General features: G+C 65.8%; 10 protein-coding genes. 7 read left to right on the top strand and 3 right to left on the bottom strand.

All coding sequences use genetic code 11. From position 1 onward, the window contains the following. Positions 1-711: 711 nt before the first annotated feature. Both BKN51_RS44190 and BKN51_RS09705 read left to right on the top strand, forming a co-directional pair. A complete protein-coding gene (locus tag BKN51_RS44190; RefSeq protein ID WP_335645083.1) occupies positions 712-1,212 on the top strand; it encodes an FAD-dependent oxidoreductase in 501 nt (166 codons plus the stop codon). 271 nt (positions 1,213-1,483) lie between these two features. Then, a complete protein-coding gene (locus BKN51_RS09705) occupies positions 1,484-2,722 on the top strand; it encodes an NAD(P)/FAD-dependent oxidoreductase (protein WP_101607328.1) in 1,239 nt (412 codons plus the stop codon). Positions 2,723-2,993: 271 nt separating this feature from the next. Here BKN51_RS09705 and BKN51_RS09700 read toward each other — a convergent pair whose 3' ends face one another. Further along, positions 2,994-5,831: an AfsR/SARP family transcriptional regulator gene (locus tag BKN51_RS09700; RefSeq protein ID WP_101607327.1), complete on the bottom strand. Its 2,838-nt coding sequence runs from the start codon at positions 5,829-5,831 to the stop codon at positions 2,994-2,996. A gap of 544 nt (positions 5,832-6,375) precedes the next feature. On the opposite strand from BKN51_RS09700, the gene BKN51_RS09695 reads away from it, so the two are divergent. Beyond that, the gene (locus BKN51_RS09695; protein WP_101607326.1) at positions 6,376-7,425 is read left to right on the top strand and encodes a trypsin-like peptidase domain-containing protein; all 1,050 of its coding nucleotides are present in this window, start codon (positions 6,376-6,378) and stop codon (positions 7,423-7,425) included. A gap of 416 nt (positions 7,426-7,841) precedes the next feature. Here BKN51_RS09695 and BKN51_RS09690 read toward each other — a convergent pair whose 3' ends face one another. Together BKN51_RS09690 and BKN51_RS09685 are read right to left on the bottom strand one after the other, a co-directional pair. Continuing rightward, positions 7,842-8,168 carry a hypothetical protein gene (locus BKN51_RS09690; RefSeq protein ID WP_101607325.1) on the bottom strand — a complete coding sequence of 109 codons (327 nt, stop codon included), beginning with the start codon at positions 8,166-8,168 and terminating at the stop codon, positions 7,842-7,844. Between the two features lie 62 nt (positions 8,169-8,230). Then, the gene (locus tag BKN51_RS09685) at positions 8,231-9,634 is read right to left on the bottom strand and encodes a helix-turn-helix domain-containing protein (RefSeq protein WP_158255804.1); all 1,404 of its coding nucleotides are present in this window, start codon (positions 9,632-9,634) and stop codon (positions 8,231-8,233) included. A 298-nt stretch (positions 9,635-9,932) separates the two neighbouring features. Here BKN51_RS09685 and BKN51_RS09680 point away from each other — a divergent pair, with 298 nt between their 5' ends. The 4 genes from BKN51_RS09680 to BKN51_RS09665 all read left to right on the top strand — a co-directional run bounded on the left by BKN51_RS09680 (position 9,933) and on the right by BKN51_RS09665 (position 12,923). Continuing rightward, positions 9,933-10,970, top strand: a complete 1,038-nt coding sequence (locus BKN51_RS09680; RefSeq protein ID WP_146044402.1) for a hypothetical protein — start codon at positions 9,933-9,935, stop codon at positions 10,968-10,970. A 539-nt stretch (positions 10,971-11,509) separates the two neighbouring features. Further along, entirely contained in the window at positions 11,510-11,899 is a 390-nt protein-coding gene (locus tag BKN51_RS09675; protein WP_101607322.1) for a peptidase inhibitor family I36 protein, read from the top strand. 16 nt (positions 11,900-11,915) lie between these two features. Further along, positions 11,916-12,287 (top strand): peptidase inhibitor family I36 protein, encoded by a 372-nt coding sequence (locus tag BKN51_RS44915; RefSeq protein ID WP_101607321.1) that lies wholly within the window; start codon positions 11,916-11,918, stop codon positions 12,285-12,287. Positions 12,288-12,524: 237 nt separating this feature from the next. After that, positions 12,525-12,923 (top strand): peptidase inhibitor family I36 protein, encoded by a 399-nt coding sequence (locus BKN51_RS09665; protein WP_101607320.1) that lies wholly within the window; start codon positions 12,525-12,527, stop codon positions 12,921-12,923. Positions 12,924-13,082 lie beyond the last annotated feature (159 nt).

The raw sequence follows: 13,082 nt of genomic DNA, 5'->3' as shown, positions 1-13,082 counted from the left end.
AGTCCGGCAAAGCGACAACCTCCTCAGCCTGCGGATGGCGGTCTCACCCGTCCCCCTGTGGGAATCTGGTGCCGCAGCAGCCGCCCACGGCGTCCCAGGTATCCCGCGCCATCTCCCGAAGCCGTCCAAGCCATCGCGAAATCACCCGTATCAAGGGGCAGTGGACAACACGAGGGCTCGGCACTCGACGCATGCTTGAACAGCCTCGGCACAAGCGGCAGATCTGGCCAACGCCAGGACACGTCCGCCTTGGGTTAACGGGGCGCATGACCACGCCCCGCACCTTCGACGTTGAAGGAACCGGCAGTGAGTTGGCTTGAGCCTGCGCGAGGCCAGCCACTACCCCGATCGGGTCTTTCGGGAGGTACCTACACGACACCGTCCACGCCCCTCAAAATGGATGACCCCAAGATCTTCGGCCGTGCTCGGCGACCGGCTGTCAATCCCTGGACGCGATCGCCCGGTCGGTCCAGATCAGTGCCGATCTGGTCCCGGCGTTTGCCGGGCGGGCGCGGGTTGCGCCGTGATCGGTGACGAAGTGGGCACCTCTTAAGGCGGGCACCGGGGCAACCTATCCGGCCGTGGCTGCGTGAATCTCATAGGTCGGCCGCGGAACTGGCCACGATGTTCCACCTGTACTTCCTGGGCTCCGGTGAAGGACTCGTCTTCGACGTGCCGACCTAGCCCTTCCCCCAGGCACTATGGGATCCACTGGCGGCCTATCTCACCGGTAAGCGAGTCGAGGTCCGCACCGCTAGCGAGGTGACCGCACTGGAGCGCACCCCCGAGGGATTCGACGTCGAAGCAAGCGGCCACGTCGAACACTTCGACGCCGTCGTGCTCGCCTGCGAAGTCACCGGGCTGCGAAGGATCGTCGCCGCATCACCCACCCTCGGCACCGCGCCCTGGCGCGCCGCCGTCGAAGGACTGCGCACGGCGCCCCCGTTCTTGTTCCGCCGGCTCTGGCTCGACAGGCCCGTCCACGCAGACCGTCCGCCCTTCCTCGGCACCGGAAGCGTTCCGCCCCTGGACAACATCAGCCTGCTCGACCGGTACGAGGGCGAGGGCCGGCGCTGGGCCGCGCGCACTGGCGGCTCCGTGGTCGAACTCCATGCATACGCGGCCACCAGCACCGATCAGGAAAGCCTGGCAGCGGCCATGGACGAACGCCTGCTCGAGAGATCTATCCCGAAACGCGAGATGCAGGGGTGACCGACGCGATCAACCTGTGGCGCCAGGACTGTCCGCATCGACCTGCCCGTCGCCCTCATGGAATGCGCCGCGGCCACCGGGTGGACCGCGGCCAACGCCCTCCTGCGGCACTGGGGCATCACCGGGCACCCGATCCGGTCGGTGCCCAACCGTGGCCGGGCCCAGTCGCGGTATTTCAGCGGAGTACAGGTGTGATCGGCGCCGCTCGATCGCGAGATGGTGTTGATCTAGCGCGTACGGGGCACTCCCACATGAGAGAAGGGAGAGATAGATGACCACAGCGTCCGATGTCATCGTCGTGGGAGCGGGGCTCGCCGGGCTGAGCGCGGCGACCCGTCTTCACCGAACAGGTGTCCGGGTCATCGTGCTCGAAGCGGACGACGACGTCGGTGGCCGCGTCCGCACGGACGAAGTCGACGGCTTCCGCCTCGATCGAGGTTTCCAGGTATTGCTCCCCGCCTACCCGGCGGTGCGGCGGCTGATCACGGAAGACGACCTGCAGCTGCGGAAGTTCACGCGCGGCACCATAGCCACCCTCCCCGACGGCCACCGCTGGCTGGCAGGTCCCTGGCACGGCCTTCCCGCGATTCGAGGACTCGCCCAGTTCGCCATGCACCATCCGGGCGATGCCCTCCGCATGACCAGGCTGGTCCTGCGCGACGCCTTGGCTCCGAACTCGGTCGTGCGCAAGGACGCTCAGCGGACGACCGCGGAAGAGTTCATGCGCTGGGGGCTGTCGGCGAGCACGATCGAGGAGGTCCTACGACCGTTCCTCGCCGGGGTGTTCCTGGACCCGGCGCTGAACACCTCTTCACGGCTCTTTCACTTACTGTGGCGGAGTTTCCTCCGTGGCGGCGGCGCCCTGCCCGCCCACGGAATGCAGACTCTCCCCCGATCACTGGCGGCGGGCCTGCCGACCGAAACGATCCGCACGGGCATCACGGTCGACGAAGTCACCGACGGCGGCGTCCGCACGAGTTCCGGCGAACACCTGACCGCGAACGCCGTTATCGTCGCCACCGACGGCGACGCCGCCTCTCGCCTGCTTCCGGGTATCGAGGCGCCGGAGTGGCACGCGGTCACCACGTTCTACTATCGCGCCGACACCGCTCCCCTGCGCTCGCCGACACTGCTTCTCGACGGCACGACCGACCTTCTGCTCAACACCGCGGTCATCAGCGAGATCGCGCCGGAATACGCTCCCGAGGGCTCCTCGCTCATTGCCGCGTCGGTGCCCGGCCGGTCCGACGTCCACCTCGAAGCACGAGTTCGCGAACGCCTGACCCGCATTTACCGGACCGACACCAGCGAATGGGAACTGCTGCATGCGTACGCCGTGCCACGAGCCTTACCGGTCTTCCCCGCCGGAGCCCCACTACGCCGCCCTGTCCGTGTCAGCGATGGCCGTTACGTCTGCGGCGATCACCGCGACACCCCATCGATCCAGGGCGCACTCGTTTCGGGGCAACGGGCCGCCCGGGCCGTGCTCGCAGATCTCCCAGGCCGCTGAGTCGACGTTCGGCGAGATTCATCAGCTCGTTCAGATCTTCTCGAGCCAGGCGACTCCTGAGCCGCACCTGATCGCGATCCGCCTTACCGGGGGCTGTCAGGGCAACTCTGCGACCTCACCGACACCTTGGGTTAGGCGTGGGGTTACCGAGGCGGGACTGGGGCGATGAACTCAGCGGAATAAGCCATCGGCATGATCGACAGCCTTCCAGACGACAAGTCATCGACTCCACAAACCCGAGTCCGTCGACTGAGGGCGCCTGGCCCACTGCTCATCGCGAGACTCTTATAATCGGCCCACTGGTCAATCTCTGGATCTCGTTGTCAAGGACTCCCATTTCGGTGAAGAGCTTGATCGAGGCGGTCCGATGTTCATCGGCGTGAGCACCGTCGCACTTGGCGGTCCCGGCGTGGGCCTTTGCTGCTCCGTAGGGGAAGACCATTGAACGTCCGAGTGCGAGCGCCTGTTCGAAGGCTGTGAGGGCCTCAGCGGGTTGGCCGGCGCACCGGAGTGTCTCGCCGAGTTCGTTGAGTCCATTGCATTCGGAGGTCTTTTCACGTATGCGGCGGACGAAGATCAGAGCGTTGCGAAGGTGGGCTAGCGCCTCGTCGTAGCGACCTGCGATCCGCAGAATGACGCCGTGGCTTCCCTGGACGCATCCGCGGATAGAGTCGAGGCTGAAGTCCGGCTCACTGGCTCCGTTCGCGGTGTCGTGTGTGGCTGTCAGAAGTTCCGTAGCCGCCAGGGCTTCCTTACCGCACTGGAGGGCCTCATCGATGTGCCCCAGCTGTGCGAGCACCGTGCCCAGGCAGCCCTGAGTTGACGCGTACAGGTGGAGGACACCGGTTTCTCGATGCAGCGCAGCTGACATTCGGAGACTTTTGGCTGCCTCGGCGTAGTGGCCGAGCTGGGCGTGAGCGACTCCGAGATTGTTCGAGACGGCAGCCTTTCCCCGGAGGTTCCCGAGTGCGCGATAGCGCTCAAGGGCATTCTCGCCGTAGCGGAGGGAATCATGAGGTCGTCCGCACTGGAGGGACGCGTTGCCGAGTTGTTTCAGGGTGGCCGCCTCACCGGTACGGTCGCCGAGTTGACGAGCTGCCTGTAGCGCGGTGACGAGGGTGTCGATCCAGTCGTCGCCATACCCGCGGGCATAGCGGAAGTACCACAGCGCGTCGGCCAGCCGCCATGCGTGGTCGTTCCAGCCGTGTTCGGCTGCGGTGGCGCTTGCCGCCACGAGGTTGTCGTACTCGGTTTCCAGCCAGCGGATGTGCTGATCGCGGCTCGGTTCAGCAGCCTGGGCAGAGCCGGTCAGGTAGAAGTCGAGTAGCCGGCCGACAGCGTCCGGTTCCGGGTCGGCGATGTTTCGTGCGAAGAGCCGGACCAGGTCGTGCATCCGATAGCGGCCAGGCTGATGCTGCTGCACCAAGTGCAGGCGTTCCAGCTCGTCCAGCATCGCTCGTGTCCGTGAGTGAGGCTGCTCGGTGAGCCGCGCCGCCGCGGGGAGCCCGATGTCCGGCCCGATCATGTACCCCAGGCGCTGGAACGCGTCGGCGGTTTCCGTTTCCAGCGCACGGTACGAGCTCGCGATGACGGCACCGAGATCCGCGTGCAGGTCACCGGTCTGCAGAGTGGCAAGCCGAGTGGTGTCGTCGGCGAGCTCCTCGGCCAGCACCGCCAGAGGAAAGTGCGGGTGACGGGCGGCACGCGCGGCGAGGATGCCGAGCGCGAGGGGAAGGCCTCCACAGTGGTGCAGCAGCGACGTGACAGCGGCGGGTTCCGCATCCATCCGCTCGGCGCCGAGATAGCCGCTGAGGAGCGCGTGGCCGTCGCCGTCGCCGAGGTAGTCGAGCGGCACGGTCCGTGCGCCATGCGTGGTCACCAGGCTGGTCAAGTCGTTGCGGCTGGTGATGAGCACCTGGCAGGACGGGGTCCCGGGCAGTAGCGGTTCGACGTGGGCCCTGTCGCGGGCGTTGTCGAGCACTACCAAGATCTGTTTGTCAGCGACCAGACTGCGGTAGTACGACGCTCGGGTGTCGTGATCTACGGGGATGTCGCGGAGCGGCACACCGAGAGAGCGAAGAAACGCCGCCAGGATGGTCGCCGCCGGAATCGGCGGCTCGGTGGGGTCGAAGCCACGGAGATTGGCGTACAGCTGCCCGTCGGGGAACCGGTCGACGTTGTCGTGTGCCCAGCGCAGTGCGAGCCACGTTTTCCCGATGCCGCCGGCCCCGCCGACAGCGGTGATCACCGGAGCGCCGTTGTTGCTGTGGTGGGCCGCGGCGAGGTGGCCGAGTTCCGCGTCTCTCCCGATGAAGGCCATGGGCACCGCGGGGAGTTGCCGAGGCACCGGGGCTTGGAGGGACGGTGCGACAAGGGACGAGTCCGCGGTCAGGACCCGCTGGTAGACCTGCTGCAAGTCGGCTGCCGGGGTGACACCGAGTTCCTCACCGAGCCGGTCACACACCTGCCGATAAGTCTTGAGCGCCTGGGCCTGGCGACCGCAGCGGTACTGCGCCAGCATCAACTGGCCTGCCAGGCGCTCATCGAGCGGATGCTCGGTCACCTGAGCGGTCAGCCGCGCCAGCAGACCGGCGTGTCCGCCCAGGCGCAACTCTATGTCGTTGCGGTCGAGCTCGACGGCGAGACGCTGCCTCTCCAGTCGCTCACGCACCGGCCACAACCACGGGGCGTCCGATCCGGCCAATAGCTTGCCGCGCCACAGGCCGAGTGCCTCATCGATCAGCGCGAGCGAGCCTTCGTCGCTGTCGCACGCGCGTGCCTGGCTGACCAGGCTGTCGAAGCGGTACAGGTCCACCTGCAGCGGGTCCGCGTCCAGCACGTAACCGCCGGGCTGTTTGCGGATAGAGACGCACTCCACGGTGGCGAACAGACGTCGCAGCCGCGAGACATGCCCGTACAGCGTCTCGCGCGGTCGCCGCGGCAACCCGTCGCCCCACACGGCATCGACGAGCTCATCCACGGAAACGGCGTGGTTGACCTGGACCAGCAAGATGGCCAGAACGGTGCGCTGCTGAGCGTGCCCTGCCCATACCCGGCGGCCGCCGAGTACGACCTCCACCTCCCCCAGCAGGCGGAACTCGACGTTCATCGCATCCTGCCCGGACTGCTGTCTCTACCGCACCTGCCAGCGACTTCAAGGTTCCTACCCATGTTGCTCACCACCCCCGCCCCTCATTGTGGCGACCGGCAGACATCGGCGACAGCGCCAACGAGGTAGCCAACAGTGCACGCGAGGACACGAAGCACCAAGGGGGAGTTTCGTGTCCTCGCGCCTTCCGCGGCCGCTGAACCCACTGTTGCCAGTGACATTCGCCGACACGAAAGGAATACCAGGCTTGACGCCCCGCCCAGGCCGAACAATTCGCGAAATGTGCAAGTGGACGCCCATCCACGTGTGCGGAGTTGACCGCTCACGATCATTCGATTGCATCCGTTAGGGGACGACACATGACCAAGAAGAGACAGTGCCTGCTGGCGCTGGGGATCACCGCGACGCTCGGGATCAGCGGGGTTTTGCGGCCGCTCCCAGCACAGCCGGACCGGTTGCGGCGGCATCCGCCGATACTCACGGCAAACCCGGAAACGTGGAAGATCGGCCGTTCTCTTACCTGCCACCCGACGTTCGCCACAGGATGGCCGCGCAAGCCAAGACCAAGGCTGTCGCGAACACTGTCCGCCAGGCCATCGCCACCAGCCGCGCCACCGGCTTCACCAGCATCGAGTTACGCGGAACCTCGATCGAACTGTCCTACAAGGGACCGGTCCCCGACGCGGTGCAGACCGCGATCGCGCAGGCCCGCCGAACAGGACCGGTCATCATCAAGGCCGCCCGGTATTCCCTGGCCGAACTGGAAACCGCCATGGCACGGATCACCGGAAAACTGCGTACCCAACCCGGCGGGCCCGCGCACAGCATCGAAATCACACCCGACGGCCAGGGACTGGTCGTCGGGGTCGACCGGGCCACCACCGCCTCGGCACTCGATCTGCCACAGGTGTCGATACCGGTGCAGATCGCACACCGGGAGCGACTCACTCCGTACGTCGGGCGCCACAACGACGCACCCCCCTACTGGGGCGGTGCAGAGATCGTCAATACCGACGTTTCCGCCGGCTGCTCGTCGGGCTTCGGAGTGCGAAACGGTGGCCAGCGGTACCTGCTGACCGCCGGTCACTGCGGGCGTCCGGGCGGCGGCTGGGAGAACGGCGACCGCAGCCGGTTCGTCGGCAACGCTACCCACGAGCACGTTGAGCACGATCTGCTGCTCATCGCCACGGACGCGGGCGGCCGGATCTACGACGGCGGCGTCGGCACCGGCGAGTTCTCCAAGGGCGTCTCCGGCTGGGCATGGGTCATCGGCGGCGAGGAACTGTGCAGTTCCGGAGCGGTCAGCGGGGCGATCTGCGGGCACGTCGTCGAAGCATTCGGCAAGGTTCTGTGCGGCTATGACCCGTATGGCAACTACGAGTGCTACTCAGGACTCGTCCAGTCCAGACACAGGACCGGTGCGATCGCCGGTCGCCCCGGAGACAGCGGCGGACCGGTGTTCAGCCTGGACGGCACCGACCGGGTCGTCGCCAAAGGCACCATCACCGGCGGGCAAATCAACGGCCCAATCCTGCTGTGGCAGCAGTTCGGAACCGCAGTCGCCGATCTCGGCATCACACCCGTAACCAGCTGACACACCCTCCCCAACACAGCCCCGGTGGCGAGACCGCGCCACCGGGGCGCTCGTTGTTTGGGCGGTGATGGAGCGGGTAACCCATGCAGCGCGCCCTAGCGGGCTGCGGCCTGCGCGCACCGGTGTTCGGAAACGATCGACTGGCCGGCATCCCACGCGAGATGATTCGAGGAACGCAGGCGAGGAGATCCTCGTAGTCCGCGCGTTCTGCGGCCAAGACCTGTCACCACTACGTCCGTCTGCGTCACGTCACCTTTCCGGCGGCAGCACGAATGGCGTCAACCAGGCTAACGACCTGGAGTTGCGCCGCCTTCAGGTCTTCCTGACGGGTCAGCAACCACACGTCGTAGTCCCCCGCGTAACCGGCAGCCGTACCGGCCGGAGAAAGCCGGGCAGGACCCAGATTGCTACGGCAACTACCTGCTGCACCACCAGGCCGAACCGTTCGCCGTGGAAGTCCGCACACCACGGCAGGTCCGTGACACCGTCCTGAACACCCCTGCCGCGTCGAGAGGCATCGGTAGCACCCGCGCGGGCGCGGTCTCCCGCACCGAACTCGACGAGAGGCGGGGGAACAGGAGGTGGCGGGCGCGCGCGGGGGTCCAGCACAGAGCGAGCGTCCGGCGTCGCGGTGCAGGCGCCTCCGCGTGCAGCGGTGCCCGGACGATGCTGTGCTCGGCGTCGGACAGGTAGGTCTCCAGGTGGCGGGGGCCGCTGTAGTTGTAGGCCACCGACACCGTCACCGGGAGCGCCGTCGCGAGCTGTTGCCAGGCCTTCGCCGCGTCCCGGTCCGCCGATGACCTGTTCAGCCCTTGTGGGGGATCATGAAGATGTGGCTCGTGTTGGCGTTGTGCGTTGAGGTGGATCCGTGTGAGTCGGTCAGGTCTTCGACGGTGCCCTGTACCGCGCCGTCCATCCCGTCTACCCACTTCACCATGACGTAGGCGCTGAACCGGGGGTCACAGTCGGCGCGGACGGTGAAGTTGGGCAGGTGCAATGGCACGTGATGGTGGTGCACCGCGTACGACATCTCGCGAAGTTCCCCGGTAGCCCGGTTCTTGTGGCAGACCTCGTTGCCCTTCCACTGAGCGACGTACAGAGTGAAGGTGGCCGTCGACGTGGTCGGGGCGGGCGTGTCGCAGTGCTTGTCCTTCTGCGGGTAGCAGGTCTGGTATTGGGTGTCGGCGACGACGCTGACGTGAGTGAAGCCAGGTGCGAAGGTGAAGGACCTGAGTACCGGCTCCCGGGCGATCATGCGGGGGTCCGGTCCCACCCGCAGGAGGCCACGCGGCACCACACCCGCCTGGGCGGGCGCGCCTGTTGTCATGTTGTCCACGGACGTGTCGGCTACCTCGATCCGCCCGCTGTCCAGCCGGAACTGCGCGTCGAGGTCTTCCCTGAGCGCGGCGGCGCGGGCGTAGGCGGTGCAGGCGACTGTGGTGGCGACACCAGGATGCAGCAGGAAGCGTGTGGTCAGCTGGACCTCTTCCTTCTCCCGCTCCGACGACGCGCCTTCCTGCAGGATGTTCTGTCCGGTCACGAAGTTCTGCTCACCGCCGGGCCACCTGCACCGCACCTCGTTGCCGAACAGCGAGCGGTGGGTCGCCGAGCTCGCGCGCATCACCGACACCACGAACGCGGTCTGCGTCGTCGACATCTCGAGCTCGACGCTGCCCAGCGCCACCACCTCATGATCGGGCTTCCAGGACCCGCCAGGCACTGCCTTGGGCATCCGCGGCGCAAGTATGCGACGTGGCGCGAACTCGTATCGGATGGCGGCGTCGGCGGGCGCGGCGGCGGGCGCGGGTGTGGAGGGGTCTGCGTCATTGAATGCCGTGCTCGACGGGATCACGATCGCCACGAGGACCGCGGCGGCGGCCGCGAGTGACCGTGGGCGCCACCGGCCAGAGCCGGAGGCCAGGTCCGGAGTTTCGATTGCGGAAACCGGTGTCTCCACGGTGAGCTGGCCGTTTGCCACCTGCCAGTGCCGTAGCAAATCGGCGAGGTCTTGGTCAGTCGCCCCACACGCGGTGGCGATTGCGGCAATCGTCCGATAATCGGGTGGAACCGTTACTCCAGAACAGTATCGATGCAAGGTGGAACTGCTGATATGCGACTTTCGGCCAAGATCTGAATAGCTCAGCCCGCTGCACTCCTTGAGCGCAGCGAGAAGTCGCGCAAGCTCGCTGCGCGTGCTCGACACATCCATCGACCCTCCCAAATCTCCGGTGCCGAGCCAGTATGACACCATCCCACCCCCTCCGAGAATCCCCTGATCAGGACCGTTTCACGCATCCCGGGACAACACACGTTCCGGTAACCCTTGCCGCCACAGCCCTACACCCGACATGGTTGCTCCGCACCCCTCGTGTTCTGTAAACCAAATTCACTTCAGGATCATCCGCACCCACAGAAACTCGACACCTCGATCCCCCTCATGAAGGGTCATGTGTCATCGCCGGAATAGTTCGTCACGCTAATTTCTCACTGGCGAAAGGAGACCGTGCGTGATGCGAATACTGTCCTTCATTCTCGGTACCGTGGTGCTGGTCGTGCTCGCCCCGGCGGCGACCGCGAGCACCGCCATCCATGTCAAGTTCAGGCCGCAACAGGTGCTCGCGCCGAAGGTGCCCGAGACAGAGCCGGGTGAGCCGGTGAAGTTCGACCAGGAGGTCAAGGCGCTGGGCAGTGTGGACCTGGAGATGTCGGCGACGCAGACCGCCTACGTCAGATCGGTGATGCGCGGGAACTCGGCCACCTACCGCTCGCTGTTCGACAACGAGGTGCGGTGTACCTGGCCCGGCGGCGAACAGAGTTTCGTAACGGGACAGAACATCCTGCAGAAGGGCGCGTCCCTGGAGCCGGAGAAGGAGGACGTCCAGCTCACCACCCGCTTTCTGGTGCACCCGGGTGTCGCCACGAAGGTCACCTGCACCGCGTACGTCCGTGCCGCCACGATGCGGAAGAAACTCGACGCCCGGTTCCAGTTGTATGACGGATTCCTCGAGTTCGCGGACACGTCCGTGGACAACACCACGGCCGGTCTGCCCGCCCAGCGCGCCACGCCTCGTGGCCTCGTGCGTGTCGGGCCGGGCCCCGAGGTTGTGGCGCACGAGCCCGCGTTGCCGTACTTCACCCTCGCGCCAGGCTTCACGAAACTCAGTGTCTTCGCCGACACCGAGTACAAGACGTGCTATCCGCAGAAGAACAAGGACTGCAGCAAACCACCGGCCTCGACAGCCACCTTCACCCTCTACGTCAACCAGTGGAACGGCGACAAACTCTGCCAGACCAACAACGCCACCACGACCACCCGCGAGATGTCCTACTCGGTGCACCACCACTACGTGCCGCTGCACCTGCCCGACTTCACAGTCCGGCCCGACTGCGAACAGCGGTTCAACGCCTACGTCCTGGTGAAGTGGCAGGACGGTATGGACGGCGGCGTGCAGGGCACCGCGATGGGCCTGACCGACTCACGCGGGTCGACCACGACCCACAACGCCGGCATGAGCCACGTCTTCGTCGTCCCCCTCAAGAGCTGACGACAACGAGGCGAACTCCGCATCCTCGATCTCGACGACGTCGACTCCTGTGTCGCCGGAGCATCCGTGCAGCGGCGAATAGACGGCGATCCATCCTCAACACCCAACCAGGAGGTTTTCACCCGAAACTTTCAATTCGCGCTGACGCTCTCGCGCTCACCTGCGATCCGATCAGATCGACAAGAAGCCAAGCGGCGCCAATAATATGAAAATACTTGTGAATTCGAGGAACCCCTACTGGGCACCCCAGGAAGTTCTGCAGGTGATCAACCGCAGCGTCCGACAACGTCGTGGACGAGTAGCGCGCTCACCGCGACGACTCCCGATACGGCGGACTACCCGCCTCTGCCCGCAGTTTCCTCAGGTCAGCGGCGAACTCCAAGAGCGGAGACCTGTCCAGTTCCAACGGTCGTTCCACCGTCCAGTCCCCGACACCGGACAACCCGTCCGCGCTACACAAGGCGGTGGATCGCTTCATTCGAGTCACCACATCGCCCGGAACTGCCGAGCCACGAAATACATCACGAAAGGTGAAATTCATGCGTTTGTTCAAGGCACTGCCCGCAACACTCGGGCTCGTCGCTCTGGCGACAGTCGCCCCGGCAACCGTGGCGCAAGCCGCGCCGGCGTCACAGGAAGGCGATGTGTCGATCACCGCCTACTCGGACTGTCCCTCCGGCTGGTTCTGCGCGTGGGAGCACGCAGGCGGCCAGGGCCGGATGGTGCGCTTCCAGACCGGCTCCGCCGACCTCCGTGGGCAGAACTTCAACGACCAGATCTCCTCCGTCTGGAACCGCACCAACAGCATCTGGTGCACCTACCTCGACATCAACTACCGCGGCGAGGGCTGGCGCGTCTCCTCCGGCTGGCAGGGAAACACCAGCGTGTACAACCGCAACGACAACATCAGCTCTCTGCGCGACTGCTGAGAACGGAGGCGACTCCATGCGTTCAGCCAACGTCCTCAGCGCAGCCGTCGCAATCGCGGCTCTGGTAGCCAGCCAACCGGCCGCAACAGCCCACGCGGACACCGTGTCGGCCGGGGCCTATGACGATTGCCCAGCCGGCTGGTTCTGTGCCTGGGACGGGCCAAACGGCACCGGCAGGGTCCTTATGACCCAGGTCAGCATCCCCGACCTCAGTACCGTCGGCATGGACAACCAGATCTCATCGCTCTGGGATCGAACCGGCGTCATGTGGTGCGCCTACGATGAACCGTATTCTCGCGGCATCACCTTGCGGGCAGGGAACAACTGGAGAGGCTCGCTCTTCGGGAGATCCGACAACATGAGCAGCTCGCTCGTCAGAGGCTGCTAGCCGAACACATACGGACACTGCTGGTCTCGAGCGCGGTAGCCACTCGAGGCCAGCACTGTCGGCCCCGCAGCTCCCTGACCTCCTATCGCAACTCTTCTCAACACGGCACCCAACGCCAGCTCCGGTCACAAGGAGAGTGGTTCCGTGCTCGCTTCGCCTGGACTCTCCGGCCGACGTACTCGCTCCGTTCTTACGGCAGACAACGCCCACAGCAACGACACGAAAGGTGGAACACCCATGCGTTCGGGATTGAGCGTTGTCCTCGGGCTCGCCATACTGGTCGCCACCGCCTCGGTGACACCAGCGCAGGCGTCAGCTCCAGCTCCGGCGACGCGAGCTGGGGACGTGTCGATCACAGCCTGGGCGGACTGCCCGCCCGGCTGGCTCTGCGTGTGGGAACACACCAACGCACAAGGCTGGATGGCCCGCCTCCAGACCAGCCTGTCCGATCTCAGGAACTTCGGTTTCAACGACCGGATCTCGTCGCTCTGGAACAGAACCGCAGACTCATGGTGCGCCTATTCCGGAATCGGCTACGGCGGCGACCGCTTGCCCATCGAACCAGGCCAGAAAATCGACTTTGGTGACAAAGGCTGGGACAACACGATCAGCTCGCTACGCCGAGGAATTTGCTAGCGGTGCTACCAGCGAAAACAACTCCCGCACGCGCCGAGTGGGCAACCGGTGCTATTCGCCCCACTCGGCGTCCGCGCACGCCAGAGCGTTCACCAGCACACCACCTGTGAATAGTCCGAGACCTTCGCTGACAACGCGACCCGATTCCGGTTCGGTCGC

Source organism: Amycolatopsis sp. BJA-103, assembly GCF_002849735.1.
Taxonomy (GTDB): domain Bacteria; phylum Actinomycetota; class Actinomycetes; order Mycobacteriales; family Pseudonocardiaceae; genus Amycolatopsis.
Note: the sequence above shows the minus strand (reverse complement) of the source record. Positions and strands in the feature narration are given on the sequence as shown.